12 protein-coding genes are annotated in these 15,061 nt (G+C 66.6%); 6 read left to right on the top strand and 6 right to left on the bottom strand.

Features of this window, described 5'->3' with window-relative positions; translation table 11 throughout:
• Positions 1 to 10 precede the first annotated feature (10 nt).
• Entirely contained in the window at positions 11 to 2,590 is a 2,580-nt protein-coding gene (gene clpB / locus ACFO0A_RS05625) for an ATP-dependent chaperone ClpB (protein ID WP_379537985.1), read from the bottom strand.
• 137 nt (positions 2,591 to 2,727) lie between these two features.
• On the opposite strand from clpB, the gene ACFO0A_RS05620 reads away from it, so the two are divergent.
• From ACFO0A_RS05620 to ACFO0A_RS05610, 3 genes are read left to right on the top strand one after another with little or no spacing between them, the layout of a single operon-like run.
• A complete protein-coding gene (locus ACFO0A_RS05620; protein ID WP_379537984.1) occupies positions 2,728 to 4,938 on the top strand; it encodes a penicillin acylase family protein in 2,211 nt (736 codons plus the stop codon).
• Between the two features lie 60 nt (positions 4,939 to 4,998).
• A complete protein-coding gene (locus ACFO0A_RS05615) occupies positions 4,999 to 7,884 on the top strand; it encodes a M16 family metallopeptidase (protein ID WP_379537983.1) in 2,886 nt (961 codons plus the stop codon).
• 41 nt (positions 7,885 to 7,925) lie between these two features.
• Positions 7,926 to 8,225 (top strand): hypothetical protein, encoded by a 300-nt coding sequence (locus tag ACFO0A_RS05610; protein WP_379537982.1) that lies wholly within the window; start codon positions 7,926 to 7,928, stop codon positions 8,223 to 8,225.
• Positions 8,226 to 8,277: 52 nt separating this feature from the next.
• Here the strand turns inward: ACFO0A_RS05610 and gatB are convergent, their stop codons facing one another.
• From gatB to rpsU, 5 genes are all read right to left on the bottom strand, one after another.
• On the bottom strand, positions 8,278 to 9,771 hold the full coding sequence (gatB, locus tag ACFO0A_RS05605) for an Asp-tRNA(Asn)/Glu-tRNA(Gln) amidotransferase subunit GatB (RefSeq protein ID WP_379537981.1): 1,494 nt from the start codon (positions 9,769 to 9,771) through the stop codon (positions 8,278 to 8,280).
• Positions 9,768 to 11,252, bottom strand: coding sequence for an Asp-tRNA(Asn)/Glu-tRNA(Gln) amidotransferase subunit GatA (gene gatA, locus ACFO0A_RS05600; protein WP_379537980.1), 1,485 nt, complete (start codon positions 11,250 to 11,252; stop codon positions 9,768 to 9,770). Before gatA ends, gatB begins: the two co-directional genes overlap by 4 nt.
• Positions 11,252 to 11,554, bottom strand: a complete 303-nt coding sequence (gatC, locus tag ACFO0A_RS05595; RefSeq protein ID WP_379537979.1) for an Asp-tRNA(Asn)/Glu-tRNA(Gln) amidotransferase subunit GatC — start codon at positions 11,552 to 11,554, stop codon at positions 11,252 to 11,254. The genes gatA and gatC overlap by 1 nt, the downstream gene beginning before the upstream one ends.
• Before the next feature lie 73 nt (positions 11,555 to 11,627).
• Positions 11,628 to 12,152 carry an FKBP-type peptidyl-prolyl cis-trans isomerase gene (locus ACFO0A_RS05590; protein ID WP_379537978.1) on the bottom strand — a complete coding sequence of 175 codons (525 nt, stop codon included), beginning with the start codon at positions 12,150 to 12,152 and terminating at the stop codon, positions 11,628 to 11,630.
• 116 nt (positions 12,153 to 12,268) lie between these two features.
• Positions 12,269 to 12,475 carry a 30S ribosomal protein S21 gene (gene rpsU / locus ACFO0A_RS05585; RefSeq protein ID WP_379537977.1) on the bottom strand — a complete coding sequence of 69 codons (207 nt, stop codon included), beginning with the start codon at positions 12,473 to 12,475 and terminating at the stop codon, positions 12,269 to 12,271.
• Between the two features lie 246 nt (positions 12,476 to 12,721).
• On the opposite strand from rpsU, the gene crcB reads away from it, so the two are divergent.
• From crcB to ACFO0A_RS05570, 3 genes are read left to right on the top strand one after another with little or no spacing between them, the layout of a single operon-like run.
• Positions 12,722 to 13,141, top strand: coding sequence for a fluoride efflux transporter CrcB (gene crcB / locus ACFO0A_RS05580; RefSeq protein ID WP_379537976.1), 420 nt, complete (start codon positions 12,722 to 12,724; stop codon positions 13,139 to 13,141).
• A complete protein-coding gene (locus ACFO0A_RS05575; protein WP_379537975.1) occupies positions 13,138 to 14,457 on the top strand; it encodes an RluA family pseudouridine synthase in 1,320 nt (439 codons plus the stop codon). The genes crcB and ACFO0A_RS05575 overlap by 4 nt, the downstream gene beginning before the upstream one ends.
• Positions 14,457 to 15,059, top strand: a complete 603-nt coding sequence (locus ACFO0A_RS05570; RefSeq protein ID WP_379537974.1) for an FMN-binding negative transcriptional regulator — start codon at positions 14,457 to 14,459, stop codon at positions 15,057 to 15,059. Before ACFO0A_RS05575 ends, ACFO0A_RS05570 begins: the two co-directional genes overlap by 1 nt.
• Positions 15,060 to 15,061: the final 2 nt, after the last annotated feature.

Genomic DNA, 15,061 nt, shown 5'->3' with positions numbered 1-15,061 from the left:
CCCACGCGGGTTACGCGACCGCGATGGCCAGCGCGCCGTCACCCTCGTCGATCCGCACCGCCGCCCCGTCGGGAATTTCCCCGCCGAGGAGCTTCTCCGCGAGAGGATCCTGGAGGTGCTTCTGCACCGCACGCTTCAGCGGACGGGCACCGTAGACCGGATCGTATCCCACCCGGCCCAGCCAGCGCTTGGCGGCTTCGGTAAGGTCGAGCGTGATCTTGCGATCCTTGAGCAGGTTGGCGACGCGCTTGACCTGGATGTCCACGATCGGCGCCATGTGCTCCTGGCCGAGACGGTGGAACAGGATGATCTCGTCGAGCCGGTTCAGGAATTCGGGCCGGAAGTGCGCGCGGACGACCTCCATCACCTGCGGCTCGACCGCCGAGACGTCCTGTCCTTCCTCGAGGTTGGCAAGGTACTGGCTGCCGAGGTTGCTGGTCAGGATGATCAGGGTGTTGGTGAAGTCCACCACGCGCCCCTGGCCATCGGTCAGACGGCCGTCGTCGAGCACCTGAAGGAGCACGTTGAACACGTCGGCGTGTGCCTTCTCGACCTCGTCGAAGAGCACGACCTGATAAGGCCGGCGCCGGACCGCTTCGGTGAGCACCCCGCCCTCGTCGTAGCCGACGTAGCCCGGAGGCGCGCCGATCAGCCGGCTCACCGCGTGCTTTTCCATGAACTCGGACATGTCGATGCGAACCATCGCGCTGTCGTCATCGAACAGGAAGCCGGCGAGCGCCTTGGTCAGTTCGGTCTTGCCGACGCCAGTCGGCCCCAGGAACAGGAACGAGCCGAGCGGGCGGTTGGGATCCTGAAGACCGGCGCGGGCCCGGCGCACCGCCTTGGACACCGCGCGCACGGCCGCATCCTGGCCGATGACGCGCTGGCCGATGATGTCCTCCATCTGGAGCAGCTTCTCGCGCTCTCCCGCCATCATCCGCTCAACCGGGATGCCGGTCCACTTGCTGACGACCGCCGCGATATCCTCGGAGGTGACTTCCTCGCGCAGGAGCGCGTTGTCGCCGACGCCTTCGGCCTCGGCGAGTTGCCGTTCCAGTTCGGGAATGCGGCCGTATGAAAGCTCGCCCGCCTTCGCGAGGTCGCCCGAACGCTGCGCCTGTTCCAGTTCGATCCTCGCGGTGTCGAGCTGTTCCTTGATCTTCCCTTCCGCCGCGATCTTGTCGCGCTCGTTCTGCCAGCGCGTGGTCAGTTCTGCCGACTGCTGCTCGAGATTGGCAAGCTCGCCCCGCAGCGTCCCCAGCCGGTCCTTCGAAGGCTGGTCGCTTTCCTTGGCCAGGGCCATTTCCTCGATCTTGAGCTGGATAATCCGCCGGTCGAGCGTTTCGATCTCCTCGGGCTTGCTCTCGACCTCCATGCGGATACGGCTGGCGGCCTCGTCCATCAGGTCGATCGCCTTGTCGGGCAGGAAGCGGTCGGCGATGTAACGGTGGCTGAGCGTTGCAGCGGCGACAATCGCGCCGTCGGTGATCCGCACGCCGTGGTGCAGTTCATAGCGGTCCTTGAGCCCGCGCAGGATGCTGATCGTGTCCTCGACCGTTGGCTCGCCCACGAACACGGGCTGGAACCGCCGCTGCAGCGCAGGGTCCTTCTCGACGTGCTTCTGGTACTCATCGAGCGTCGTCGCGCCGATGCAATGCAGTTCGCCGCGGGCCAGCGCGGGCTTCAGCAGGTTGGAAGCATCCATCGCACCTTCCGACTTCCCCGCGCCGATCAGGGTGTGCATCTCGTCGATGAACAGGATGATCTCGCCTTCGGCCCCCTTCACCTCGTCGAGCACGGCCTTCAGCCGTTCCTCGAACTCGCCGCGATATTTCGCGCCTGCGATCAGCGAACCCATGTCGAGCGCCATCAGGCGACGGTCCTTGAGGCTGTCGGGCACGTCGCCATTGGCGATGCGCAGCGCGAGGCCCTCGGCAATCGCGGTCTTGCCGACGCCGGGCTCGCCGATCAGCGCCGGGTTGTTCTTGGTCCGCCGGGCAAGGATCTGGATCGTGCGGCGGATCTCCTCGTCCCGCCCGATCACGGGGTCCAGCTTGCCATCACGCGCCGCTTCGGTGAGGTCGCGGGCATACTTCTTCATCGCGTCATAGGCATTTTCGGCGCTCGCGCTGTCGGCCGAGCGGCCCTTGCGCAGCGCTTCGATGGCGGTGTTGAGCGCTTGCGCACTGACGCCCGCCGACTTCAGGGCCTGCCCCGCGGCGGTCGTGGTGGCGAGCGCGATGGCCACCAGCATGCGTTCGACCGTGACGAAGCTGTCGCCAGCCTTCGTCGCTATCTGCTCTGCCTGGTCGAGCATGCGGACTGCATCGTTGTCGAGTCCCGGAGTCGCCTGTGCGCCGCTGCCCGACACTGCGGGTATCTTGCCCAGCGCAGTATCGACCGCGGCTTCGGCCTGCCGAGGGTCACCACCGGCGCGCTGAATCAGGCCCGAAGCCATCCCCTCGCCATCCTCGAGCAGCGCCTTGAGCAGGTGCTCGGTCGTGATCCGCTGGTGATTCATGCGGATCGCGACAGTCTGTGCGGCCTGAAGGAAGCCCTTGGCGCGGTCGGTGAATTTCTCGAGGTTCATGGTGTGGTGGTCCTCCTGCTCGCCGAAGATAGTGTTGCCCTTTGGCAACACAAGACGCCAGCTCTAATTTCCCGGATCGTCATCGACAGGCGCGGCGGTGGGTGCCACAACTCCATGCAGGTTCAGGGGGTTTGGTAATGGCGCGCAGATGGGGTGCACGGTTGGGCTGGGGCATGCTGGCGCTGGTTCTGATCAGCCTCATTGCGCTGATGACCTGGGAACCCCTGATGGCCCGGCCCGGCATCGCCCCGCCAGCCCGTCCCTACAAGGTCGAAATCACTCGCGACGAATTCGGCGTGCCGCACGTGCACGGGAAGAGCGACGCCGACGTCGCGTTCGGCATTGCCTGGGCCCACGCCGAGGACGACTTCTTCACCCTGCAGGATGTGGTGGCGATGACCCGGGGCCGGTACGGCGCGATTGCTGGAGCTGACGGAGCCAAGATCGACTTCGCGTTCCACCTGCTCGATGCACGCGGCACCGTCGATCGGCACTACGCGGCGCTTCCGGCGGATGTGAAAGCGCTGCTCGACGGTTATGCGAGCGGCCTCAACCTCTACGCCGCGCGCCACCCGGCCGAGATCAAGCTGGCGCGCCTGTTCCCGGTAAACGGACGCGATATCGCGGCGGGCTTTGCCTTGCGCCAGCCGTTCTTCTTCGGCCTCGACCGGACGATCGGCGCGCTTGTCGAGGGCAAGTCCGTTCCTCTCGATCCCGGACCGGCGCTGGATGGCAGGCCGCTCCCCGACTATCGCCATGGCGGCGGCGACATCATCAGCACCCCGACCGTCCGGCCCGCCCCATTGCCCATCGGAGAGGATGGCGCGCTCGCCGGATCGAACGCCTTTGCCATTTCCCCGCGGCGCGCGGACGACGGCATTACGCGGCTCGTCTCGAACTCGCATCAGCCCTGGTGGGGCGGCGTGGCGTGGTATGAGATTGTCGTCCAGAGCGATCAGGGCTGGCACATGGCCGGGGCGCTGTTCCCAGGCATGCCGTTCCTTGCCCTCGGCCACAACGAAACGCTCGGCTGGACAAATACCGTCAATCGCCCCGATCTGGTCGACGTCTACAAACTCGTCTTGAACGGAGACGGCACGAAGTATCGCCTCGACGGCTCATGGCGGCCGCTTGGCAGGGAGCGAGTCTGGCTTCCGGTCCGCTTCGGCCCGTTCGTGCTGCCGATACCCAAGGAGGTCTGGCGATCGGCGCATGGCCCGGCGATCGTCAACTCCCGCGGCGCATTCGCTTTCCGCTATGGCGGGATCGACAGCATCGCCAGCGTCGGCGACTACTATCATCTCAACAAGGCGCGGGACTTTGCGGAATGGCAGCAGATCATGGCGCGCCATCCGTTGCCATCGACCAATTTCCTCTACGCGGACCGCGCAGGAAACATCGCCTATCTCTACAACGCCGCTTTTCCCAAGCGGAAGCCAGGCTTCGACTGGCGTCGCGTGCTTCCGGGTGACCGCTCGGACCTGATCTGGCGCGAAGCGGTAGCCCCGGACCAGATCCCACACTACCTCAACCCGGCTTCAGGTTACCTCTACAACTCCAATAACACGCCGTTCCTGGCAGCCGGGCCGGGTAGCGATCTCGACCCCTCGGCGACTTCGGCGCTTCTGGGCGTGGAGCTCGACGAGACCAATCGGTCGCGCCGCGCGGGCAAGCTGCTTGCAGCCACGAACCCGATCGGCCGACGCGAGCTTTACGCGATAAAGTTCGACACCGGCTACGAGCGCACCGGCTACGTCGCCTGGATGCTCGATGCGATCGCAGCACTCGACTTGCGCCGCACGCCCGATCTTGCCGCCGGTCAGAAGCTGCTGGCCCAGTGGGACTACACCGCCGATGGACGGGGACCGGCGGATGCCCTGGCGGTGATGGTGCTCGAAGAGGCCATGTCGCGCAGCTACAATCACCGGCCGCCGCCCGATCCCCAGTTCGAGCTGGCAAAGGCGGTCCATCACCTCCAGCGTCATTTCGGCCGGATCGACCCGCCGCTCGGCGCGGTGATCAGGCTGCGGCAAGGCAAGGTTGACCTGCCGATGGACGGTGGCGGCGACACGCTGCGTGCTGCGACGAGCTGGATCAAGACCTCCCCAGACGGGCGGTTGCCGATCAAGCACGGCGACAGTTTCGTGATGATGATCGAGTGGCCGAAGGGCGGCGCGGTCAGTTCGCAATCGATCCAGCCCTTCGGCGCCGCAACAACGCGTCCGGCGAGCCCCCACTATGCCGACCAGGCCCCGCTGTTCGTGGCGCACCGGTTCAAGCCGGTGCATTTCACCCCCGCCGACATCGCGGCCCATGCGGTGAGCCGGGAAACGGTGACAGCCCCCTAGCCTCGCGCGCCCAAGTGGCTACAAGTCCGCCATAATCGTCACGCTTTCGGGGTTGTCTTCATGCGCCGTTTCCTCGCTGTCTCGTTGTTTGCTCTTGCTCTTGCCGGCTGTGCGACAGCTCCGCGCCAGAACGCGGTGGCAGGGCTGCCCGAGCCTTCGCCGGCAGCCGCCGCTCCCGCCGCGCCGCTGGCAGACCTCGTGCGAGCGGTCGACATTCCCTACGAGCAATTCTCGCTCGCCAACGGGCTGACGACGCTGGTCCACACCGACCGCAAGGCCCCGATCGTCGGAGTGACCGTCTATTACCGCGTAGGCTCCAAGCACGAGCCCAAGGGGCGCACCGGCTTCGCCCATTTGTTCGAGCACCTCTTCTTCGGCGGCTCGGAGAACGTGCCCAACTTCGACATTCCGCTCGAGGCCGCAGGCTCCACTTCGACCAACGGCAGCACCTCGTTCGACCGGACCAACTATGTCGAGACCGTGCCCACCGGCGCGCTCGACCTGGCATTGTTCATGGAAAGCGACCGCATGGGCCACCTGTTAGGCGCGGTGACGCAGGACAAGCTCGATAAGCAACGCGGCGTTGTCCAGAACGAGAAGCGCCAGGGCGACAACCAGCCTTATGGCCTCATTCGCTATGCGACACTCGAGGGTCTTTATCCCGTCGGCCATCCCTATCGCCATTCGACGATCGGATCGCTCGCCGATCTCGATGCGGCCAGCCTGGGCGACGTGCGCAAGTGGTTCACCGATCACTATGCGCCCAACAACGCCGTCCTCGTGCTGTCCGGCGACATCGACGCGGCGACCGCCAGGCCGCTGGTGCAAAAGTGGTTCGGCGACATCGCCAGCGGACCCAAGGTGGTGAACCCGCCTGCCGGTCCGGTCACCCTGCCCGCGCCGGTCAGCCGCGAAATGAAGGACCAGGTTCCCGATACCATGCTGGTGCGGATGTGGAGCGGACCGGGCCTGAACGACCGCGATGCCCTAGCGCTCGACATGGGGATGCGCGTCCTCGGCGGCCTTTCAAGCTCGCGCCTCGACAACGCGCTGGTCCGCGACGAGCAACTTGCTGTGCATGTCTCGGCCGACGCCGACACCGATGAACAGACCGGGGTTGTCGAAGCCGACATCGAGGTGAAGCCCGGGGTCGATCGCGCCGTCGCGGAAGCACGGTTCGACGCCCTGATCGCCGACTTCATAGCCAAGGGACCGACCTCCGACGAATTGCGCCGCGCTGCCACGCAGTACGTCTCGTCCCAGATCGGTGAACTGGAAAGCGTCGGCGGCTTCGGCGGCAAGGGCGCGACGCTGGCCGAAGGGTTGCTCTATTCCGGCAATCCCGAGAAGTACAAGGCGGACCTCGCCGTGATCGCCTCGCTGACGCCGGAAGAAGTCACCGCGGCGATGCAGCGCTGGCTGACCCGACCCGTTTACAAGCTGGCCATCGTTCCCGGCGCACGGACCGAGGACGGCGCGAAGATGGGCGGCTGGGGCGACGAGGCGACGAGCCCGCTGCCCAAACCCGACGCGAAGAAGCCTGCCGCGAAGATTGTCACCGGCCCGCCACGCCCAGTTCCGCCGGTGCTGCCGGTTGGCGATCTAGCGTTCCCGGCGATCGAGCGCGCGACCCTCTCGAACGGCATTCCGGTAGCCTTCGCTCGCCGGACGACCGTTCCCAAGGTGCTCGTCAGCATGAATTTCGACGCGGGCTTCGCCGCCGATCCGCACGATGCGCTGGGCACCCAATCGCTGATGCTTGCGCTGCTCGAGGAGGGAACGACGACCCGCGACAGCGTCGCCATCGCGGAAGAGCAGGAACGGCTCGGCGCGAGCATCAATGCTGGCGCCAGCCTCGATTCCAGCGCCATAACGCTGAGCGCCCTGGCGCCCAATCTCGCCCCATCGCTCGCGCTGATGGCCGACGTCGCGCGAAATCCTGCGTTTGCGCCCGATCAGGTCAAGCGGCTGGCAGACCAGCGCGTCGCCGAGATCGGACAGGAACTTGCCTCGCCGGTCGGCCTGGCCCGACGCGCGATTGCACCGCTGATCTACGGAGCCGACCACCCCTATGGCGTGCCCGGCAGCGGATTGGGCGATGCGACAGCAGTTGCCCGCCTCACCCCTGCAAATCTGCGCAGCGCGCACGATACCTGGCTGCGCCCGGACCTCGCGCGGATAACGGTGGTCGGCGACACCACGCTGGCCGAATTGCTACCCTTGCTCGAACGCAACTTCGGCACCTGGCGGGCACCGGCGAGCCCGCGTCCGGCCAAGAACCTTAACGCCGCGATTCCCGCCCCGCACCCGCGGATCGTCGTGATCGACCGGCCCAATTCCCCGCAATCGGTGATCGTGGGAGGCCGCGCCCTGCCGCTTTCGGGAAGGCAGTCGAACGAAGCCCTCGAACTTGCCAACGAGGTTCTCGGCAACGGCTTCCTGTCGCGGCTCAATCTCGACCTGCGCGAGGACAAGGGCTGGAGCTACGGCGTTCGCTCGGGCGTGTCGGAGCCGCTCGGCACCCGCGCGCTCACCGTCAGCGCGCCGGTCCAGGCGGACCGCACCGGCGACGCGCTCAAGCTGCTGATCGCCGACATGAAGGCGCTCCCCGCCAAACGCGGGGTCGACCAGGTGGAACTCAACCGGGTGACCGACGGCAACATTCGCGGACTGCCCAATCGCTTCGAAACCAGCGCGCAGATCCTCTCGGCCATCATCATTAACGACCGCCTCGGCCGCCCCGACGACTACTATGCCACGCTGCCCACCCGCTACCGCGCGATCGGGGCGACCGAGATCGACGCCGCGGCGCGCCAGTACCTTCAGCCCGACGATCTGGTCTTCGTGGTGGTGGGCGACCGCAAGGTGATCGACCCCCAATTGAAGGGCGTGGGCCTACCGGTGGAATATGCGCCGGCTATTGACAGCAATGTCGGCAACGACTGAAACGCGGGACGACGAGAGCAATTTTCAAAGGGAGAGAATCGATGTCCGTTGCCGGAACCTATGATTGCGTCACCAAGACCCCGATGGGCGACCAGAAGTCCAAGTTTACCATCAACGTCGATGGCGACAGCTTCACCGGGCAGAATGCCGGGGCGATGGGCTCGATGGATGTCGTCGACGGAAAGGTCGATGGCAACAACATCACCTGGAAGATGAACATGACCGTGCCGATGCCGATGACGCTGGAGTGCGACGCGGTGATCGACGGGGATACGCTGACGGGCAACGTCAAGGCCGGCGCTTTCGGCACGATGGCGATGACGGGAACCCGCGCCGCCTGATTTTGACCGGCGTTCCCCGCGCTGCGGTGTGGCGCGCGGGGAACGCCGGGTATCACCCCAGCGCCTTCTTGATCGCGGCGTTGACAAGCTGCGGGTTGGCCTTGCCCTGCATCGCCTTCATCGTCTGTCCGACGAAGAACCCGAACAGGGCTTCCTTGCCGCCACGGTACTGCTCGACCTTTTCGGCATTGTCGCCCAGCACCTTTGCCACTGCGGCATCGATGGCGCCGGTATCGCTGGTCTGCTTGAGGCCCTCGCGCTCAACGATGGTGCCGGCGCCGTCGCCGGTTTCCAGCATCTTCTCGAACACCTGTTTGGCAATCGTGCCGGAGATCGTGCCGTCACCGACCAGCGCAAGCAACTCGGCTGCCTGGGCCGGGCTGACCGGGCTGGTATCGAGAGTCTTGCCGGTGCGGTTGAGCGCGCCGAACAATTCCGACGTCAGCCAGTTGGCCGCCTGCTTGGCGACGTCAGCCGGCCCCTTGCCCTGGCGCGCCGCGGTTTCGGTCAGCAGCACCTCGAACCAGCGGGCGGTCTCGACTTCCGCGGTGAGGATGTCGGCGTTGTAGGCGCTCAGGCCCAGTTCTCCGATGTAACGCGCGCGCTTCGCATCGGGCAGTTCGGGAAGGCTGGCGCGGCATTCGGCGAGGAAATCGCCGTCGAGGACCAGCGGCGGCAGGTCAGGATCGGGGAAATAGCGATAATCGTGCGCATCTTCCTTGCTGCGCATCGACCGCGTCTCGTTGCGGTCGGGGTCGTAGAGGCGCGTTTCCTGCACGATCGTTCCGCCATCCTCGATCACCCCGACCTGGCGGCGTGCCTCCTGTTCGACGACGGCCATCACGAAACGGACCGAGTTGACGTTCTTCGTCTCGGTGCGCGTGCCCAGTTCGCCGCCCGGCCGCCGCACGCTGACGTTTACGTCGGCGCGCATCGAGCCTTCTTCCATGTTGCCGTCGCACGAGCCGACATAGCGCAGGATGCTGCGCAGCTTGCGCAGGTATGCCCCGGCCTCTGCCGGGGAGCGCATGTCCGGGCGGCTGACGATCTCCATCAACGCGACGCCCGAGCGGTTCAGGTCGACGTAGCTCATCGTCGGATGCTGATCGTGCATCAGCTTGCCCGCATCCTGTTCGACATGGATCCGCTCGATCCCGATGCGCTTGATCGCCTCGGGCTGCTTTTCATCAGGCACGATGTCCAGCCCGCCTTCACCCACCAACGGGTGGTAGAGCTGACTGATCTGGTAGCCCTGCGGCAGGTCGGCGTAGAAGTAGTTCTTGCGATCGAACCGGCTCCACGCGTTGATCTCGGCCTCGATCGCCATGCCGGTGCGCACCGCCTGGCGGATGCACTCGCGGTTCGGCACGGGCAACATTCCCGGCATCGCTGCGTCGACGAGGCTAACCTGGCTGTTGGGTTCGGCCCCGAACTTGGTCGAAGCGCCCGAGAACAGCTTGGAATTCGACGTCACCTGAGCATGGACTTCGAGGCCGACGACGACCTCCCACGCCCCGGTTGCGCCCTCGATGCGATACTCGGTCACCACCACTTCTCCGGTTTGGCCGCGAAGCCGGCGCGGCTCTCTATCGCGAGGCCGGCATTGAGGACGCCCTGTTCGTCGAAGGCCCTGCCGATGACCTGCAGCCCCAGGGGAAGCCCCTCGCGGTTGAGGCCGGCGGGAACCGACATGGCCGGCAGGCCGGCAAGGCTCGCCGGAACGGCGAACACGTCGTTGAGGTACATCGCCAGGGGATCGTCGCTCTTTTCCCCGAGCGCAAAGGCGGCGCTCGGCGCGGTGGGCGCGAGGATCACGTCGCAATCGCGAAATGCGTTCTCGAAATCCCGAGCGATCAGCGCCCGGACCTTCTGCGCCTGGGTGTAGTAGGCATCGTAGAAGCCGGCCGAGAGCACGTAGGTGCCGATGAGGATGCGGCGCTTCACCTCGTCGCCGAAACCTGCGGCGCGCGTGGCGGCGTACATGTCCTGCAGCCCAGCGCCTTCGGGCAGTTCGCGCAGCCCGTACCGCACCCCGTCATAGCGGGCGAGGTTGGACGAGGCTTCGGCCGGCGCGATGATGTAATAGGCCGGCAGCGCATATTTGGTGTGCGGAAGACTGATGTCGACGATCGAGGCGCCTGCGTCGCGCAACCAGGCGATCCCGTCGTCCCAGCTTTTCGCCACGTCAGCGTCCATGCCGTCCATCCGGTATTCGCGCGGAATACCCACGCGCACGCCCGAAAGGTTGCCCGACAGGCCCGCTTCCCAGGTGGGAACCGGCATGTCGATGCTGGTCGCATCCTTCGGATCGAAACCCGCCATCGCTTCGAGCATGATCGCGCAGTCGCGCACATCGCGCGCCATCGGGCCCGCCTGATCGAGACTGCTGGCGAAGGCGACGATGCCCCACCGGCTGCACCGGCCGTAAGTCGGCTTGATCCCTGCAATGCCCGTGAACGCGGCCGGCTGGCGGATCGATCCGCCGGTATCGGTGCCCGTAGCCGCCGGGGCGAGCAGCGCCGCGACCGCAGTGCTGCTGCCGCCCGACGAACCGCCGGGGGCGAGCGCGGCGTTGCCGCCGTCGTTGCGCCGCCACGGGCTGATCACGTTGCCGAAATAGCTGGTCTCGTTCGACGAACCCATCGCGAACTGATCGAGATTCAGCTTGCCCAGCATGCCTGCGCCAGCGTCCCACAGCTTCTGCGAAACAGTGCTCTCGTACTCGGGAACGAACCCTTCGAGGATGTGGCTCGCGGCCGTGGTCTGGACGCCGCGCGTGGCGAACAGATCCTTCATCCCGATCGGGACGCCTGCCATCTTGCCCAGCGGCTGCCCCGCCGAGCGCGCGGCATCGACCTTGTCGGCAGCATCCAGCGCCCGCTCGGGCGTGGCGACGATGAATGCGTTGAGAATGGACGCCGCAGCGACGTTGGCGTTGAACGCTTCGGCCACTTCGCGGGCGGTAAAGCTGCCCGCGGCAACGCCGTCACGGATCGCGGCAACGCCGAGTTCGGTAAGGTCGGTCACTATTCGATCACCTTGGGCACGCCGAAAAAGCCATGCTCGTTCGCCGGGGCATTGGCCAGCACGCGGTCGCGCTTGCCGCCGCCGGTCTCGAGATCGGACGCGACGACATCCGCGCGAAGCCGGAGGGCGACGGGAATGACTGCAGTCATCGGCTCTACGCCGGTCACGTCGACCTCGCCGAGCTGCTCGACCCAGCCGAGGATGTTGTTGAGTTCTGGGACCATCGCGGCGATCGCCTCATCGCCCATGGCGATGCGAGCGAGGCCGGCAATTTTCCGGACGGTTGCGGTATCGACTGACATGCGGGCCGCGTTAGCGACTGCGCTGCACTGCATCAAGCGCCGCGGCGGGACTTCCCGCCACCGGCGCGCAAGGTCACCGAGGCGGCGCGGCGCCCGCTCCGCCCTGCTGTTGAAGCTGCTGGAGCATTTGCTGCTGGGCCATGATCTCGGCGCGGCTGCGGAAGTCGAGAAGCTCGACGTCGAATTCAAGCGCGCTGTTCGCCGGAATCACGACCTGGCCGGTCGAGGGATTGCGCTGCGCCTCTGCCCCGTAGCCCTTCGACGCGGGAATGAAGAGCCGGTACTTGCCGCCCTTCTGCATCTTGGACAGGCCCTCGCTGAAGCCCGGCACCACGCCTTCGAGCGGAAGCGGAACCTTCTCGCCCTTGTCGAAGACGGTGCCGTCGGCCAGCTTGCCGGTGTAGTTGATGAGGACGACGTCATCCTTCGTGGGCATCGGCCCCGCGCCCGGGGCCAGCGTCTCGACCGTCACGCCCTGGTAGCGCTGCGACCACGCGAAGCCCGCGGCGAGCAGCAGGGCGACGACTATCCCGAGCCACAGCTTTGTGAGCGAACCCTTGGCGATCGGCTGGAGCGGAACCCGCGTGATTTCAGACATGGTAACTCAACCCCCGATTCGCTGCCGGCCGATTTCGCGCGCCGCAAAAGCGAAGGGCGCCGAAATCATCGGCGCCCTCAATGGCTGCTTGCAGCCGATCCATCAAGCGCGAAGGCTTACTTGCCTCCGTCGCGCTCCACCCGCTTGCGCTCCATCTTGCGGGCGCGGCGAACGGCGGCGGCCTTTTCACGGGCGCGCTTTTCCGAAGGCTTTTCATAGTGCCGGCGCAACTTCATCTCGCGATAAACGCCCTCGCGCTGCAGCTTCTTCTTGAGCGCGCGCAGAGCCTGGTCGACGTTGTTTTCGCGAACGATGATTTGCATAAACCGCTGAAACCTCGATATATCTGAAGGCCACTGGCGCCCGCAGGCACCGACCCCGAATTCCCTGAAAAACGAACGAAGCAGGCCGAATCCGTTCGATCCAGCCCGCCAAAGCAGACGCGCCGCTAGCAGCACACCGGCATGAAAGCAAGCGCGCATGGACCTGCCACCCTCATCGGGCGAAGCCGGCTTATACCAGCGCCGCGCACCTTTCGCAATCGACGCTGCCCCGCTAAGGCCGGGTGAATGAGCGTATCCCCAGCCCTTCCCGGACCCCTCGCCGCTTCTGCGCTCGTCGCCGTGGGCGGAGCGACCGGCGCCGTCCTGCGCTACCAGGCGGGTCGCGCGGTCACCGCCGCGGTCGGGCCCGCCGCGGCCGGCGTGTTTCCCTGGGCGACGCTCGCGGTCAATGTCGCCGGTAGCCTGGCGATGGGGCTGCTCGCCGGCTGGCTCGCCAGACACGGCAGCGGCGGCGAAGCCTGGCGCCTGCTGCTGGGCGTTGGCCTTCTCGGCGGATTTACGACCTTCTCGGCTTTCAGTCTTGAGATGATCCTCATGATCGAACGCGGCGCGGTCGGCGCTGCGGCGATCTACGCCTTCTTCTCGGTACTGGCGGGTGCCGCTGCGTTGTTCGCCGGCCTTCTGGTGATGCGGGTCGCAGGATGACCCGCCTCCCCGCCCGCTCCTCCGCACGCGTCGGCCCGCCCTCGGGTGAGGATTCCGAGGTCCGCCAGTTCACCGTCGGCGCCGATGACGACGGGGTCCGGCTCGACCGCTGGTTCCGCCGCAACCTGCCCGAGGTCGGCTTCGCCACCGTCTCGCGCTGGGCGCGGACCGGCCAGTTGCGGGTGGATGGCAAGCGAGCCGATCCCGCCGACCGCCTCGCCTCGGGCCAGGTGTTGCGCGTGCCCCCCGGCTCCGCCCAGCTTCCCGCCGCAACTGGCAAGACCGCGCGACCGCGCAAGCAGCTCACCGACGAGCAGCTTGCCCAGGCCGAGGCTATGGTGCTGGAACAGGACCGCGCCGCGATCGTGCTGAACAAGCCCCCCGGCCTTGCCACGCAGGGCGGGAGCGGAACCACCGTCCATGTCGACGGACTGCTCGATGCCTTCGCCGCCGATACCGCGCCGCGGCCGCGTCTCGTCCACCGGCTCGACAAGGATACGTCGGGCGTCCTGCTGATCGCACGCACTCCGGGCAGCGCCGCGTTCTTTTCGAAGCGGTTCTCCGGCCGCAGCGCGCGCAAGATCTACTGGGCGCTGGTCGTCGGAGTGCCATCGATCGAGGACGGCCTCATCGAACTGCCGCTGGCCAAGCAGCCCGGCACGGGCGGCGAGAAGATGATGGTCGACGAGAGCGAATATGGCCAGTCGGCCCGAACCCGTTACCGGGTGATCGACCACGCCGGCAACCGCGCCGCGTGGGTCGAGCTTCAGCCGTTCACCGGCCGCACACACCAGTTGCGCGTCCATATGGCGGCGATAGGCCACCCGATCGTCGGCGATGGCAAGTACGGCGGGCAGGACGCGTTCCTAACCGGTTCGATCAGCCGAAAGATGCACCTTCACGCCCGCCGCCTGCGGATCGAGCATCCCGACGGCGACCATATCGACGTGACGGCGCCGCTGCCCGAACATTTCGCCGCCAGCATGATCCAACTCGGGTTCGACGAGGCGATGGGCGAAACCGACTTCACGCCGCCCCCGCCCGATCCGGCGGCGAAGAAGCAGGCGGCAAAGGCTTATGCCAAGACCTACCGCAAGGAACGGCGCGGAGAGCGGCGCGGGCGCGGCGAAGGCGATGCCGCACCGGCGCGCACGGCGGCACGGCGCACTGGCGCATCCAAGCCAGCCTCCGGCGGCAAGCCCAAGCCGGGCGGCAAGCCCCGCTCCGAGGGCAAGCCCCGCCTTGGAGATAAGACGCCGCGCGGCAGGTCCGGACCTGGCAAGACTTCGGGGCCGCCGCGCAAGGGTCCGCGCTGATGCATCCGAACCCGGTGTTCCGGGAGAACGATCGCGGCTTGTGCCATACGCTGGTCGACCAGGTCGGCTTTGGGATGGTCTTCGCCGCGGTTCCGGACGGACCGCGCGTCGCGCACGCGCCTCTGCTGCGCCACGGTGATGATCGCCTGCGCTTTCATCTCGCCCGCGGCAATGCGCTCTCACGCCACCTCGATGGCCAGGAGACTCTGGCGCTGGTCAATGGGCCGGACGGCTATGTCAGCCCGCGCTGGTATTCCGACCAGCGGCAGGTCCCGACGTGGAACTATGTCGCGCTCGAGATGCAGGGGCCGGTGCGCCGCCTTGCACGCGATGACCTGGTTTCGCTGCTCGACGACCTGTCCGACCGGAACGAGGCACGTGTGGCGCAAGGAAGCCCGTGGACACGTTCCAAGATGGACGGGAATGCCTTTGCGAGGCTGCTCGACGGCATCGTCGGCTTCGAACTTGAGATCACCGCGTGGCGGCCGACTTTCAAGCTCAGTCAGAACAAGCCGGTGGAGGAGCGCGAACGCGTCGCCGCCGGGCTCGAAGCAGCCGGAAGCGCGGGTATCGCGGCGCTGATGCGCCGGACGGAGGCCTGAGG

This window comes from Novosphingobium tardum, from assembly GCF_042652045.1.
GTDB classification, from domain to species: Bacteria; Pseudomonadota; Alphaproteobacteria; order Sphingomonadales; family Sphingomonadaceae; genus Novosphingobium; species Novosphingobium tardum.
This window is presented reverse-complemented; position numbering and strand designations above follow the sequence as displayed.

What these genes read in the sequence shown, in the direction of transcription:
- rpsU (WP_379537977.1), bottom strand. Translation starts at nt 12,475, where the DNA reads ATGCAAATCATCGTTCGCGAAAACAACGTCGACCAGGCTCTGCGCGCG.
- clpB (WP_379537985.1), bottom strand. Translation starts at nt 2,590, where the DNA reads ATGAACCTCGAGAAATTCACCGACCGCGCCAAGGGCTTCCTTCAGGCC.
- ACFO0A_RS05590 (WP_379537978.1), bottom strand. Translation starts at nt 12,152, where the DNA reads ATGTCTGAAATCACGCGGGTTCCGCTCCAGCCGATCGCCAAGGGTTCG.
- gatC (WP_379537979.1), bottom strand. Translation starts at nt 11,554, where the DNA reads ATGTCAGTCGATACCGCAACCGTCCGGAAAATTGCCGGCCTCGCTCGC.
- ACFO0A_RS05610 (WP_379537982.1), top strand. Translation starts at nt 7,926, where the DNA reads ATGTCCGTTGCCGGAACCTATGATTGCGTCACCAAGACCCCGATGGGC.
- ACFO0A_RS05575 (WP_379537975.1), top strand. Translation starts at nt 13,138, where the DNA reads ATGACCCGCCTCCCCGCCCGCTCCTCCGCACGCGTCGGCCCGCCCTCG.
- crcB (WP_379537976.1), top strand. Translation starts at nt 12,722, where the DNA reads ATGAGCGTATCCCCAGCCCTTCCCGGACCCCTCGCCGCTTCTGCGCTC.
- ACFO0A_RS05620 (WP_379537984.1), top strand. Translation starts at nt 2,728, where the DNA reads ATGGCGCGCAGATGGGGTGCACGGTTGGGCTGGGGCATGCTGGCGCTG.
- ACFO0A_RS05570 (WP_379537974.1), top strand. Translation starts at nt 14,457, where the DNA reads ATGCATCCGAACCCGGTGTTCCGGGAGAACGATCGCGGCTTGTGCCAT.
- ACFO0A_RS05615 (WP_379537983.1), top strand. Translation starts at nt 4,999, where the DNA reads ATGCGCCGTTTCCTCGCTGTCTCGTTGTTTGCTCTTGCTCTTGCCGGC.